Consider the following 12,252-nt stretch of genomic DNA (forward strand, 5'->3'; position numbering starts at 1 on the left):
CTCGGGAGGCTCCTCCTCCCGAGCCCTCCGCGCTCATCCGCCCCCCTGAACCACCCCGCGGATCCAGTCGACATAGGCCGAAACGCGGGTGTAGACGCCGTAAGAGCCCGGTCGGCCGCAAGCCCCCACGCCCCAGCTCACCACCCCGATCTGCAGCCAGGGCACCACGCCCCCCGGAGAAGACGCCACCAAAGCCCCCCCGCTGTCGCCCCGGCAGGTGTCCCGCCCCCCCTGCGCGTAGCCCGCGCAGAGCATCCCCGCCTTGAGCCCGCCCCCCGTCGCGGAGATCGCCTGCGCGCAGAGGCTCTGATCGACCAAAGGCAGCTCCACGATCTGCAAAGCCTTCGTCGCCGCCCCCCCGCCCGAAACGCTCTCCCCAAAGCCCGAAGCCTGCGCGCAGGTGCCCGTCCGCGTCAGGCTCCGCTCCAGACCCGGCGTGGCCGGCGCGGCCAACTCGTCGAACCAAAGCGGCGCGTTCTCCGCCAGCTCCAAAATCGCCAGATCATGCTCATGGCCCCCCGGATCATAGCCCGGCGCGATATGGACCCGCGCGACCGCGATCTCCCGGCGATCCGCCCCGTCCAGCTCCAAAGACCCATGCTGAACCCGGATCAGATGAGCCGGAGTCTGCGCCCCGAACTCGTCGAAGAGGCAATGCGCCGCCGTCAGCACATGCCCGGGCTGAATGAAGGAGCCGCCGCAGAGCCCGCCCCCCGCCTTGAACGCGGCTTGATAAGGCGCCTCCGCCGGCCGGGCGCTCCGGCCCCCCAGAACTTTGCTCTGAGACCGATGCGTGCCGGGCTCCGTGCAGAGAAACCGCTCCTGCCCCCAAGCCCCCGCGGCGCTCGCCGTCCATAAGACCGCCGCCGCGACGATTTTCCCCCAACCCATCTCCGTCCTCCCTCAAGGCGCGATTCGATAGCGCAGGCGCGCCGAGGCGTATGGACGCGTCAGCCAGGTCTCCAGGCTCTTGGCGCTGGGCTCCTCCGTGAGCCAGGGCAAATCCCTCGGCTCGAACTGCTCCGCAAGGCTGCGGCTCCAATGCACATAGACCTCCGCCCTCTCAAGAGGCGGGCGCACCCGGAACACATAGCCCCCTTCCCCCGCGCCGAAGCAGCGCCGCTCGTTGGCCGGCAAAGGGCCGCCCTTCAGAGCCCGCTCCTGCGGCGTATGGTCGTTGGGATAGATGCGGACCTGCCCGAGCCGGGACTGCGTCCGCGACCAGATGGAGACGTAGCCCGGCTGGTCCGCCTGAACGCAGACCCGCGCCAGATCCCCGTCCCGCAGCACGATCTCAGCGCCCGGCCCGACCCGAACCCCCGAAGCCGAGCCGACCGGCTCCAGAGCGGCCTCCAGCGCCACCCCGGGCAGGCCCTGATCGGGCGAAACCTCCACCTCCAGGTCGCGCGGCGTCGCCTGCTGCGCTGCGGCCGGGGAGCCGAGCCCGCTCAGCAGGGCGAGGCAGATCATGGTGAAACGGGCGTTCATGGACGGCGCTCCTCTGTTGATTGGATGGGCTCAGCGCAAAATGAGAAACTCGACGCGGCGTTGGACGCCCGCCGCGGGGTCGATCCCCGGCAAAGGGCGCGCCTCTCCGAAGCCGACCACCCCGAGCCTCTGCGGGTGGACGCCATAGGCCGCGAGGCGGCCCGCCACCGCCTCGGCCCGACGCCGGGACAAGGCGGCGTTGTAAGCCTCCGCGCCCCGGCTGTCGGTATGGCCTTCGATCAGAAACCGCGCGCCCTGCGCGGCGGGCCCGAGCATGGCCGCCGCGATATGGGCCAACTGAGCCTGAGCCTCAGGCGTCAGACGCGCGGAATCGAAGTCGAAGGCGATGCGGGTGCTGATCGAAACCTCCTGGCCGATCGGCGCGAGGGCGGCGGCGGCCACGGCCTCCTCCACCACCGCCAGAGCCCGGGATTGGGAGGCGTCCGGAGCCAGGTCCAGACTGCGCCGGACCGCCTGCTCCTGAGCCCAGGCCCCCGAAGAGGCCGTCAGAAAGGCCAAAGCGCAGAAGGCGGCGCGGGTTCTCGTCGTCGTCATGGCTCTTCTCCTTCAGCGCGCCGGAGCGGGGCGCGGGTCGGCCACATAGCCCGCGAAGAGCGGAGCCCGGGCCCCCTCCCGCAGGATCAAAAAGTAAAACGGCCGATCGAAGCGCAGAGGCGCGTCCGAAGCCAGCGCCAGAGAGCGCGTCGCCGCCACGGCCGTGGCCGCCGCCGCCGTCGCGCCCTCCTCGTCCCATTCGACCGAGACCTTCTGCGTCACCGCGCTCGGATGCGGCGCGGCCTTGGAGGCGCGGCTCAGAGGCGCGTTCAGCAGAGGCCCGAAGCCGACCGCCGACAAAGCCTCCTTCAGCTCGGCCCCGCCCTCCAGCCGGAGCTTGGGCAAGACGAGCGCCGTCATGCGCAGAGCCTGAGAGGGCTCCCGGCTCTCGGGCCGCGCGAGGCGCTCCAGAGCGTGAAGCTGCGCGGCGAGCGGCGCGTCCTCGCGGGGCAAAGCCAGCAGCAGCGAAAGCCGGGGATCGGCGAAGGGCAGCACCGCCGCCTCCAGACCCTCGGCCGAGCCGAAGACCGGGACCGCGGCGGAGGTCATCAGCGGAACCGCGACGCTCCGCGCCCCGCCCGCCGGCCGGAAAGGCCCCTCGACGGTCTTCGCCGGATCGAAGGCTTTGCTCCAGTCGGCTTTGAAGACCAGCGCGTTGGTCAGGATCAATTCGGTCTGCGCCGAGGGCGGGACGTCCAGCAGACGCGGAATCCGCCCCTGCGTCTTCTCCGAGGTCCAGGCGTCGATCTGGGCGGCGGCGGCGGGGCCGTCGGCGAAGCGGACCCGACGCAGTTCGGCTCCCCACTTCTGCGCCAGCCGCTCCGTGAAGCCGGGCAGAGGCTCGGCCTCCTCGTCGAGCCAGAGGGCGTTGGCCGAGGCTAAGGACGAACCCTCCTCCGAGGGGAGGGCGGGCGGAGCCAGCAAGGGGCTCGCCGCCTCTTCGGAGGCGCCTTCGGCGGTCATGCCCAGAGCGAAGCGGGCGCTCTCCGGCGAGAGCAGCACGTTCGCCGATCCGCCCGCGCCCAAAGCCTCCAGCAGCCGCATGGTCAGGACCTCGCCGTCCAGCGGCGCGGCCGTCAGGTCCAGCGCGCGGGATTGGGCGCCGGGCTCGGCGGGGGCGTCGGCGGAGGCTTGGGGAGCCTCTGCGGAGATCGCGGCGGGGAGCGGGGCCGCTTCGGCCGCCTGCGCGGGCGCGTCGTCGGGCAGCGGCGCGCGGGCGGGCCGGACCGCCTGCGCCCCGTCCGCGGCCGGGCCCTCTGGCGTCGGGACGGGGGCTTCGGCGGCCGCAGGCGCGGTCAGGGAGATCGGGGGGGCGGCGGAAATCTGAGCCGCGGCCTCTTCTCGACAGGCTCCGCAGAGCAGAGCCGCGCCCAAAAGCGCGAGAGTGGGAGATGGTCGCATGAACGCCTCCTCAGGCGGAAGAGAGGGCGTCGGCCGGACGGACGACGCCCAAAGAGAGCCGGAAGGTCACGGGGTCACGAGATAGGAGACGCTCGCCTGAGCGGTCGCGGCCGGCGGAGCCCCGGCGTAGAGAGCCTCCAGCGCCTGAGCCCCGAGGAAGGGCGCGTTCTGGGCCAGAACGAGGCCCTGCTGGCCGAGGGCGGCCGCGCCGGAGACGGGCGCGGGGCGGTCTTCGGTCGCGCAGAGCCCGATCACGGTCTCCTGACGGGGCGGGCCGTTGACGAAGAGGCTGGTTCCGGAGACCTCGGGGATCCGGATCTCTCCGCCGGGCAGGATCCGGCGCAGCTCATTGGGATGGCGGGGGAAGATCACCTGGCTCGGGCCCGAGGGAGGCGCGGCCAGCAGGGTCAGGTGACAGGGGCGGTCGGTGGTCGCGAGGAAGCTCACCGCCTCGCCCTGACGATAGCTGGCCTTATCGGTGCGCAGGGTGAAGCCGGAGGCGGGCTGCGCGAAGACCACGCCCGCGGGGCCCGCCCCGACCGGCGCGCCCGCGAAGGGGACCGCCGCGAAGGGAACGGCCGCGAAGGGGACCGCCCCGACGGGCGCGCCCGCGAAGGAGGCGGGGGGCGGCGGGGCGGCGACGGTCGGCTCGTAGGTCTCGATGACGAGCAGCTTCTCGCCCCAGAGCCCGAAGCCGGCCGCAGGGGGCGGAGCCGGAGCGAAGGTCGGAGCCGGAGCGGGCGGCGGCGCGGCCTCCACCACCAGAGCCTTGGCGAAAGAGGCCGCGGCGCCCGGCTGAGAGGAGAGGAAGGCGCCGGTCTGGCGGAAGTCGGTCAGATTGGTCAGCGGCAGAGGGGCCTCGGAGGCGATGACCTTGATGATCTCGCGCCCCACCGGAGGCGCCACGCGCAGCGCGGCTCCTTGTCCCGGCGCGGCCAGCTCCTGACCCGGCTGCAGGAAGGCCGCCTGATTGAAGCGGTTGGGATAAAGGACGCGCACCGTTCCGTCCGGGTCCACGTTCAGCACCGTGACGTGGCTCGGGCGATCCACCCGCACCCGCAGCTCCACCTCTTCGCCCAGCGCATAACGCCCGTCGGGGCGGCTGAGGAAGGCCTCCACGCCGATGCGCTCCGCGCCCGGCGCGGGGGCGGCGTAGACCAGCGGCGCCTGAGCCTGCTCCACGATGAGGGCTTTGGCTCCCAATGGGCCGAATTCGGAGGGGAAGGTCTGAGCCTGCGCGAGCGGGAGGGAGGCGAGGGGGAGGACGCCGCCCAGAAGGGCGAGAAGAAGAGGCAGCTTGCGCATGGCGCGGTCCTTTCTAAAGGGCTGAGGCGGTGCTTGGGGGGATTGTCGGTATGGTTTGGGCGGGGCGGTCGCGGGGGGGCGTGAAGATTTTTCCCGGGCTTCACGGGCGGATTTCGAGGAGGAGCTCGGCGCGGCTCCAGGGGGCTCCTGAGGCGTTCATGCGTCGTTCGAGGTCTTGGGCGAAGGCGGCGTGGCCGAAGCCTGGGGAGAGGGGGGAGGGCTGAGGCGCGAAGCCCAGAGGGGGGATCGGGCGCAGGGCTCCGACGAGGAGGAGGCGCTCGAGGCTTGCGGGCGGGGCGGCGCGCAAGACGTATCCGGCCTCCGAGGGGGGAAAGCGCCGCGCGGCGGGGTCGAGGCGGATGTTCTCGGCGAGGGCGGCCACGCCGCCGTCGGAGCGCAGATGATAGAGCGCGCCGTAGGAGGGGGCGGCGGCGCTCAGGCGCAGGCTCACGGCCTGGCCGATCCGCAGGGGCGGCGCGGGATCGGCGGCGAGCGCCACCGAGAAGGAGGAGGAAGAGGAGGAGGCTCCTCCTCCCGCAGGCGCGGCTCCCGTCGCGGCGCAGCCGCTCAGAAGGACCGCTCCCAGAACCAGAGCCAGACCCGGACGCGAGGCGCGCATGCCCATCTTCTTCTCCCTTCGGAACGACCCTCGCCCGGCTTGTCGGTATGACAAGCCCAAAGATCGACGAAGAGAACAAAAAGGACGAAGAAGGAGAAGAACGGGGAAAACGCCCCGATCAGGACAAGATCAAACAAATCCACGCCATAAATGAGGCGAGTCCATAGGAGGATCTTGCAATCCAAACGCTTTTTTCCTGATGATGACGGAGGGCCGGACCCCGCGCGGTCCTGATGGAGGGATGCATGGACAATTGGGGTCAGCCTAAAAGGCCCTTGGAGGGCGTCGGCGTGGACGTGGACACCCGGCAATTGCGGGTCTTGCTGGCGATTCTGGAGCGTCGCAGCGTCACGGCGGCGGCGGCGGCGCTTGGGCAGTCTCAGCCGGCGGTCAGCCAGACCCTCCGCCGCATGCGCGAAGCGACGGGCGATCCGCTGCTCGTGCGCAGCGGCTCCAAGCTCGTGCCGACCGAGCGCGCTCAGGCCATGATGGAGCCTCTGCGCCGGGCCCTCGCCGATCTGGAGGAGGCGATCCGCCCCTCTCAGGTCTTCGACCCCGCTTCGCAGGATCATGAATTCCGCATCGCCTCCGCCGATTGCATGGGCGCCTTCTTCGCCCCTCGGCTGATCTCCAGCATTCGCTCGGCCTCGCCGCGCTCGCGGATCATGCTGCGGGCGGTGGTTTCAGGCTTCGACTACGTCGCCGCTCTGGAGAAGGGCGAGATCGACGCCGTCATCGCCAATTGGCCGAGCCCGCCGGGCAATCTGCGCATGACGCGGCTGATGTCCGACGGGATGGTCTGCCTCTTCGGCCCCGCGCATCCGCTGAGCGGCAAGAATCGGATCTCCATGAGCGACTACATGCGCCTCGGGCATGTCGCGCCTTCGCCGCTCTCCGCCACGGCGCCCGGCCCCATCGACGGCAGACTGGCCGAACTCGGGCTGACGCGGGACATCCGCGTGATGGCCCCGGAGTTCAACCTCATCCCTTATGTGTTGCTCAACACGGATCTCGTCTTCACGAGCAGCCGCGGATTCGCCCGGCATTATCAAGGGATTCTGCCCATCCGCGCCTTGCCCGCCCCGGAGGAGTTCGGCGTCATGCGCTTCTATCTGCTCTGGCATGAGCGCATGCAGCATTCGGCGGCCCATCGCTGGCTGCGCGAGCGGGTCGTGGAGGTGGCGCATCGGGTCGCGGCGGAGATCGCCGCCGATTCCGGCGCGGCGGCATAAGCGAATCCATATAGACTCTGTGCGCGCCCGACCTCTTGCCGAAGGCGTCTTCGGGTTCTTAGGCTTCTGATCACGAACTGCGGTCGTTCGGGCGTAACCTCGGACGGCGGATGCAGGGGAAGACGAGAGGCCGACGATGAGCGTCGCTGAATCGGAGAAGCTGGGCCGCTGGGCCGGAAGGAACGTCCAGAAGGACGGGCTGCGGGACGAAGTCTGGAACGCGCTGGAGACCACCGGCGTGAACGTCGGTCCGGCCTGGAGCCGCATCCCGAATTTCGTCGGGGCCGACGTCGCCGCCAAGCGGCTGTCGCAGACCCCTTTCTGGGCCTCGGCCAAGGTTGTGAAGTGCAATCCCGATCCGCCGCAGATTCCGGTCCGGCTGCGGGCGCTCTATGACGGCAAGCTGCTCTATACGCCGGTTCCCGAGTTGGTGAAGGGTTTCCCCTTCGTGCTGCTCGACCCCGCCAAGCTGGAGGCCAAGGGCGTTCATTTCGAGCTCGCCGCCACGTCTCAGGGCGCGGTGGAGCATGGCGAGCCCGTGGCCTTCGAGGACATGCTCCCGATGGACGTCATCGTGGTGGGCTGCGTGGCGGTCACCCGCGAGGGCGGGCGCACGGGCAAAGGCGGCGGCTTCGCCGATCTGGAGCTGGGGATCTTCCGCGAATTGGGCAAAGTGCCGGAGGGCGCGCCCATCGTCACCACGGTTCATTCCTCGCAGGTGGTGGATAATCCGCGCATCGTCATGCTGCCGCATGATTCCGCGCTGAACTGGATCTTCACCGAGCTCGAAGCCATCGAGACCCATTCGCCTTATCCGCAGCCCAAGGGCGTGTCTTGGGACGCGGTCCAGCCCGACCAGCTGGAGGACATCCCTTTCCTTAAGCGCCTGAAGGCCGATCTTCAGGATCGCAAGGACTAAAGCTCGCGTCCGTCCCGGGCGGGCCGGGCGGGCGGCGATCCTCCCCCAACCCGGAGCCCTTTCCATGCCGAACAGACGAGCTTTCCTTTTCGGGCTGACCGCCGCCACGGCGGCGGCGGCCCTTCTCTCCGGAATCGGCGCGGCGCGCGCCGCCGATCCGGTCCGCGTGGCGCTGATCATGACCGGCCCCATCACCGACGGCGGTTGGGCTCAGCTGGCTTACGAGGGGCTTCAGGCCCTGAAGGCGAAAGGCTTCGTCACGGCCTACGCCGAGAACGTGGCTCAGGCCAATCTGGTTCAGGTGGTCGAGGGCTACGCGGACGACGGCTATGACCTGATCATCGGCCATGGCTATGAATTCGGCTCGGCCTTTCTGGAGATCGCGCCGGAATATCCGGATCAGAAATTCTTCGCCTCGACCTTCAAGCCCGAGGGCGAAGCCCCGGAGAATCTCGGCTTCATCGACCTCGCTTATTACGACGCCTCTTACGGCGCGGGGGCTCTGGCGGCGCTGATCTCGGAGAAGGGCAAGGCGGTCGGCTTCGTGGGCGGCGGCGACAATCCCACCCAGCAGCGCATGATGGCCTGTTTCGTCGCCGGGGCCCAGCTGACCCGCGAGGGCGTCAAGGGGCTCGGCGTGATCACCGGCGATTACGACAACGCCGGACGCGGCTCGGAGGCGGCTTCGGCGATGATCGCCAACGGCGCGGACGTGATCTGGCACGGCGCCAACGTCACTGGGCTCGGCGCGATTCAGGGCGCCGTGGCGGGCGGCGCCAAGGCGCTGGGCTGCTATTCGGATCAGACCTCGGTCGCGCCCGGAACGGTGGGCGCGAGCTTCGTCATGAATCTCGGTTGGATGGTCGAACAGGTGGGCGACTCCGTCGCCGCCGGGGCCTTCAAAGGCGGAGAGGAATGGCGGCCGAAGGTCACTGAGATGTGGTCGCTCAAAGCGGGCGAGCATGGCGACCACGATTCCGCTCTGATCTCCGAGGAAGCCTGGTCGGCCTTCCAGAAGATCTGGAGCGGGCTCGGCTCGGGCGAGATCGAGGTGTCGAAGCTCGCGCCCTGAGCTTCGGACCGGGCTCCGGCGCGCCCACCCTGCGCGCCGGAGTCGCGATCTCGCCCCTTTTTTTCCGCAAGCCAGCCCGGAGAGCCGCCTGATGACGCCTTTTCTCTCCGCCCGCGGAATCGTCAAACGCTTTCCCGGCGTCCTCGCCAACGACCACGTGGATTTCGACGTGAACGCCGGGGAGATCCACGCCCTGCTCGGCGAGAACGGCGCGGGGAAATCCACGCTGATGCAGATCGTCTACGGGCTTTACGGCCGCGACGCGGGCGAAATCCTCATAGAGGGCCGCCCGCTGGATCTGCGCTCCACCCGCGACGCCATCGCCGCCGGAATCGGCATGATCCATCAGGAGTTCATGCTCGTCCGGCGCTTCAGCGCGACTGAGAACGTGGTTCTCGGGCTGAAGGCGGGCGGCGCTCTGAAGCCTCTGGATCTGGAGGGCCCGGCCCGCGAGATCGCGGAGCTGTCCCGCCGCTACGGGCTTCAGGTGGATCCCGCCGCCCGGATCGAGCATCTGCCGGTGGGGACGCAGCAGCGCGTCGAGATCCTGAAGCTGCTCTATCGCAAGGCGAAGCTGCTGATCCTCGACGAGCCCACCGCCGTCCTGACGCCCGGCGAGGCCGAGGCCCTGCTGAAGGTGCTGCGGACGCTGGCCGATCAGGGCCACGCCGTGGTGATCGTCACGCATAAGCTGCATGAGATCATGGCCGCCGCCGACCGCGTGACCATCATGCGCGACGGGCGCGTGGTGGGCTCGGTGAAGACCGCCGAAAGCTCCGAGGCGGAGTTGGCCCGGCTGATGGTCGGGCGCGAGGTGGCTTTGACCGCCCGGCGCTCGACCCGTCCGGCGGGGCCTTCGGTGCTGAGGGTCGAGGGCCTGACGGTGATGAGCGATCAGGGACGCAGCGCCCTCGAAGGGCTGTCGCTGGATCTGCGCGAAGGCGAGATCCTCGGGCTGGCGGGCGTGGACGGCAATGGACAATCCGAATTGGCCCAAGCCCTGACGGGGTTGCGGACGGCCTCGGGCGGACGGGTTCTGCTCGGCGAGCGGGATCTGACCCGCGCCTCTCCCGCCGAACGCCGGAGCGCGGGCGTGGCCTATGTGCCCGCCGACCGCCGACATGTGGGCTCGGTGGGGGCGCTCTCCATCGCGGAGAACGCGATCCTCGGCGATCAGCGCGCCTACGCCCGCTTCGGGCTGCTCGACCGCAAGCGCGGCCGGAGCTTCGCCGCCGGATTGATGGAGCGTTTCGACATTCGTCCGCGCAAGCCGGATTATCCGGCGGGCAAGCTCTCGGGCGGCAATCTGCAAAAGGTGCAGTTGGGACGGGCCATCGCCTCGGATCCTCGGGCGCTGATCGTCGAGCAGCCGACGCGGGGCCTCGACGTGGGGGCCATCGAGGCCGTTTGGGCCGAGCTTCTGCGGCTGCGCGAGGCGGGCAAGGCGATTCTGCTGATCTCGGCGGAGCTGGAGGAGATTTTGAATCTCTCCGACCGCATCGCGGTGATCTACGAAGGGCGGATCATGGGCGAGCTTCCCGCCGCTCAAGCCGATTTGCGTCGGATCGGCCTGATGATGGCCGGGAGCCATGGAGAGGAAGACGGCCATGCGGATCTTTGAGCGTCGGGCGGCGCCGGCCGAAGGCGCGGCGGCGGCGGCCCTCTCCACGGCTCTGGCGATTCTGGCGGCTCTGGCGGTGGGGGGATTGCTCTTTCTGCCTTTCGGCGCGGATCCCTTCAGCGCCTATGCGGCCCTCTTCGGCGAGAGCTTCCTCACTTGGCGGGGCTTCGGCTTCACCTTGCTCAAGGCGGCGCCTCTGATCCTGATCGGGCTCGGGACGGTGGTCGCCTGGCGGACGGGCTTCGGCTTTCTCGGCTTCGAGGGCTGCGTGATGATCGGCGCGGCGGCGGCGACCTGGGTCGCGCTGATGGTCCGCGAGGGGCAGATTCTCGCGGGTCTGCCTTTCGCGGCTTTTCTGCCTCTGGCGATTCTGGCTTCGCTGATCGCGGGGGGAATTTGGTCCGGGATCGTGGGGCTGTTCAAAAGCCGTTTCGGCGGCAATGAGGTCATCACTTCGCTGATGATGAATTACGTGGCCTTGCTGCTGGTGCAATATCTGGTTTCAGGGCCTTTGCGCGAGCCGGGCGGCCTGCCGCAAAGTCCGCGTCTGCCGCGCGAGACATGGCTCCCGCAGCTTTTTGACGGCATGAGGGCCAACGCCGGGATTCTCATCGCTCTGGCGGCGGCGCTCGTGGTCTGGGCGCTGCTTTTGCGCTCGCGGATCGGCTATGAGATGGTCGTGACGGGGCTGAACCCCAAAGCCGCCCGCTTCGGCGGCGTGGAGGTCGGGCGCAGGCAATTCATGGCGGCTTGTCTCGCCGGGGGCCTCGCGGCCATGGCGGGCATGGTCGAGGTTCTGGGGCTCCATCACCGGCTGATCGACGGCATGTCGGGCGGCGTGGGCTTCGTGGGGATGGTGGCGGCGCTTTTAGGCAAGCTTCATCCTCTGGGCGTGGTGATCGCCTCGACGCTCTACGCCGGAATGACCGTCGGCGCCGACGCCATGCAGCGTCAGGCGGGCCTGCCTTCCTCCATCGTCTTCATGATTCAGAGCCTGATCGTGCTGTTCATCCTCGCGGGAGAATTCTTCCGCCGCTATCGCCTGCGCCTGCCGGGGCGCCGGACCGCCTCAGCCGGAGAGGGAGTCTGATCATGGATGTGGATTTCGCTCTGACGGCTTTTCTCACGGGCTGGCTGGCCGCGACGGTGCGTTTGGCGGGGCCTTTGCTGCTGGCGGCCCTCGGCGAGTTGTTCGCCGAACGCGCGGGCGTGCTGAACATCGGCATCGAAGGCGTGATGCTGCTGGGGGCTCTGGTCGCTTGGTGGGCGGCTTGGAGCACCGGCTCCCTCTGGCTCGGGATGCTCGGAGGCATGGCGGCGGGGCTGACGGCGGGCGGCTTCCTCGGCTTCATGTATGTGACCGCTCAGGCGAGTCAGGTGGTGGTGGGGGTGATCTTCAACATCTTCGCGCTGGGGCTGGCGAGCTACGCCTATCGCCTGATCCTCGGCGGCGCTTCGGGGGCTCAGACGGCGGTCATGTTTTCGGTTTTGCCGATCCCCCTGCTGTCGGAGATTCCTTTCCTCGGGCCGATCCTCTTTCGTCATACGCCGCTGGTCTATCTGACGGCGCTCGTGGCGGCGGGGGCTTGGTTCGTGCTGCGGCGGACTTCTTTCGGCCTGAACCTGCGGGCGGTGGGCGAGAATCCCCGCGCCGCCGACACCGCCGGACTCGACGTGACGGCTTACCGCTATGCGGGGGTGCTGATCTCCTGCGTGGCGGCGGGCGCGGCGGGGGCTTATCTCGTGCTGGCGCAGGTGGGGCAATTCCGCGAGACGGTGGTCTCCGGACAAGGCTTCATCGCGCTGGCCATCGTGATCTTCGGACGCTGGGATCCTCTGCGCGCGGCCATCGCGGCGCTGATCTTCGGCGCGGCCGACGCTCTGCAGCTGACTTTGCAGATCTTCACTTCGGGCGTCCCGCCGCAATTGCTGCTGGCTCTGCCTTATCTGGTGACGATCCTCGCCATGTCCGGATTGATCGGCAAGGCGGATCAGCCGGAATCGCTCATGGTCCCCTATTCCCGCGAATGAGGCCCGGAT

12 protein-coding genes are annotated in these 12,252 nt (G+C 69.3%); 6 read left to right on the plus strand and 6 right to left on the minus strand.

What is annotated here, in order from left to right:
• Positions 1-33: 33 nt before the first annotated feature.
• The 6 genes from B161_RS17970 to B161_RS0112375 all read right to left on the minus strand — a co-directional run bounded on the left by B161_RS17970 (position 34) and on the right by B161_RS0112375 (position 5,374).
• The gene (locus B161_RS17970; protein WP_018633727.1) at positions 34-891 is read right to left on the minus strand and encodes a S1 family serine peptidase; all 858 of its coding nucleotides are present in this window, start codon (positions 889-891) and stop codon (positions 34-36) included.
• 12 nt (positions 892-903) lie between these two features.
• Positions 904-1,488, minus strand: coding sequence for a hypothetical protein (locus tag B161_RS0112355; RefSeq protein WP_018633728.1), 585 nt, complete (start codon positions 1,486-1,488; stop codon positions 904-906).
• Between the two features lie 30 nt (positions 1,489-1,518).
• Complete coding sequence (locus tag B161_RS18975) at positions 1,519-2,043, minus strand: OmpA family protein (protein WP_018633729.1); 525 nt, start codon at positions 2,041-2,043, stop codon at positions 1,519-1,521.
• A gap of 12 nt (positions 2,044-2,055) precedes the next feature.
• A complete protein-coding gene (locus B161_RS0112365; RefSeq protein WP_157755621.1) occupies positions 2,056-3,444 on the minus strand; it encodes a serpin family protein in 1,389 nt (462 codons plus the stop codon).
• 66 nt (positions 3,445-3,510) lie between these two features.
• Positions 3,511-4,749: a DUF4384 domain-containing protein gene (locus B161_RS0112370; RefSeq protein WP_018633731.1), complete on the minus strand. Its 1,239-nt coding sequence runs from the start codon at positions 4,747-4,749 to the stop codon at positions 3,511-3,513.
• 100 nt (positions 4,750-4,849) lie between these two features.
• On the minus strand, positions 4,850-5,374 hold the full coding sequence (locus tag B161_RS0112375) for a hypothetical protein (protein ID WP_018633732.1): 525 nt from the start codon (positions 5,372-5,374) through the stop codon (positions 4,850-4,852).
• A gap of 239 nt (positions 5,375-5,613) precedes the next feature.
• Here B161_RS0112375 and B161_RS0112380 point away from each other — a divergent pair, with 239 nt between their 5' ends.
• The 6 genes from B161_RS0112380 (at position 5,614) to B161_RS0112405 (ending at position 12,243) form a co-directional block, all read left to right on the plus strand.
• The gene (locus B161_RS0112380) at positions 5,614-6,600 is read left to right on the plus strand and encodes a LysR family transcriptional regulator (RefSeq protein ID WP_018633733.1); all 987 of its coding nucleotides are present in this window, start codon (positions 5,614-5,616) and stop codon (positions 6,598-6,600) included.
• Positions 6,601-6,736: 136 nt separating this feature from the next.
• A complete protein-coding gene (locus B161_RS0112385; RefSeq protein WP_018633734.1) occupies positions 6,737-7,519 on the plus strand; it encodes a 5-formyltetrahydrofolate cyclo-ligase in 783 nt (260 codons plus the stop codon).
• Between the two features lie 64 nt (positions 7,520-7,583).
• A complete protein-coding gene (locus B161_RS0112390) occupies positions 7,584-8,591 on the plus strand; it encodes a BMP family protein (protein ID WP_018633735.1) in 1,008 nt (335 codons plus the stop codon).
• A gap of 91 nt (positions 8,592-8,682) precedes the next feature.
• The gene (locus B161_RS0112395) at positions 8,683-10,212 is read left to right on the plus strand and encodes an ABC transporter ATP-binding protein (RefSeq protein ID WP_018633736.1); all 1,530 of its coding nucleotides are present in this window, start codon (positions 8,683-8,685) and stop codon (positions 10,210-10,212) included.
• Positions 10,199-11,302 carry an ABC transporter permease gene (locus B161_RS0112400; protein ID WP_018633737.1) on the plus strand — a complete coding sequence of 368 codons (1,104 nt, stop codon included), beginning with the start codon at positions 10,199-10,201 and terminating at the stop codon, positions 11,300-11,302. Before B161_RS0112395 ends, B161_RS0112400 begins: the two co-directional genes overlap by 14 nt.
• Positions 11,303-11,304: 2 nt before the next feature.
• Positions 11,305-12,243, plus strand: a complete 939-nt coding sequence (locus B161_RS0112405) for an ABC transporter permease (protein ID WP_018633738.1) — start codon at positions 11,305-11,307, stop codon at positions 12,241-12,243.
• The last annotated feature ends 9 nt before the right edge of the window (positions 12,244-12,252 follow it).

Source organism: Neomegalonema perideroedes DSM 15528, from assembly GCF_000374145.1.
Lineage (GTDB): Bacteria > Pseudomonadota > Alphaproteobacteria > Rhodobacterales > Rhodobacteraceae > Neomegalonema > Neomegalonema perideroedes.

Coding starts and splice junctions, on each gene's coding strand:
- B161_RS17970 (WP_018633727.1), bottom strand. CDS start 891: ATGGGTTGGGGGAAAATCGTCGCGGCGGCGGTCTTATGGACGGCGAGC.
- B161_RS0112355 (WP_018633728.1), bottom strand. CDS start 1,488: ATGAACGCCCGTTTCACCATGATCTGCCTCGCCCTGCTGAGCGGGCTC.
- B161_RS18975 (WP_018633729.1), bottom strand. CDS start 2,043: ATGACGACGACGAGAACCCGCGCCGCCTTCTGCGCTTTGGCCTTTCTG.
- B161_RS0112365 (WP_157755621.1), bottom strand. CDS start 3,444: ATGCGACCATCTCCCACTCTCGCGCTTTTGGGCGCGGCTCTGCTCTGC.
- B161_RS0112370 (WP_018633731.1), bottom strand. CDS start 4,749: ATGCGCAAGCTGCCTCTTCTTCTCGCCCTTCTGGGCGGCGTCCTCCCC.
- B161_RS0112375 (WP_018633732.1), bottom strand. CDS start 5,374: ATGGGCATGCGCGCCTCGCGTCCGGGTCTGGCTCTGGTTCTGGGAGCG.
- B161_RS0112380 (WP_018633733.1), top strand. CDS start 5,614: ATGGACAATTGGGGTCAGCCTAAAAGGCCCTTGGAGGGCGTCGGCGTG.
- B161_RS0112385 (WP_018633734.1), top strand. CDS start 6,737: ATGAGCGTCGCTGAATCGGAGAAGCTGGGCCGCTGGGCCGGAAGGAAC.
- B161_RS0112390 (WP_018633735.1), top strand. CDS start 7,584: ATGCCGAACAGACGAGCTTTCCTTTTCGGGCTGACCGCCGCCACGGCG.
- B161_RS0112395 (WP_018633736.1), top strand. CDS start 8,683: ATGACGCCTTTTCTCTCCGCCCGCGGAATCGTCAAACGCTTTCCCGGC.
- B161_RS0112400 (WP_018633737.1), top strand. CDS start 10,199: ATGCGGATCTTTGAGCGTCGGGCGGCGCCGGCCGAAGGCGCGGCGGCG.
- B161_RS0112405 (WP_018633738.1), top strand. CDS start 11,305: ATGGATGTGGATTTCGCTCTGACGGCTTTTCTCACGGGCTGGCTGGCC.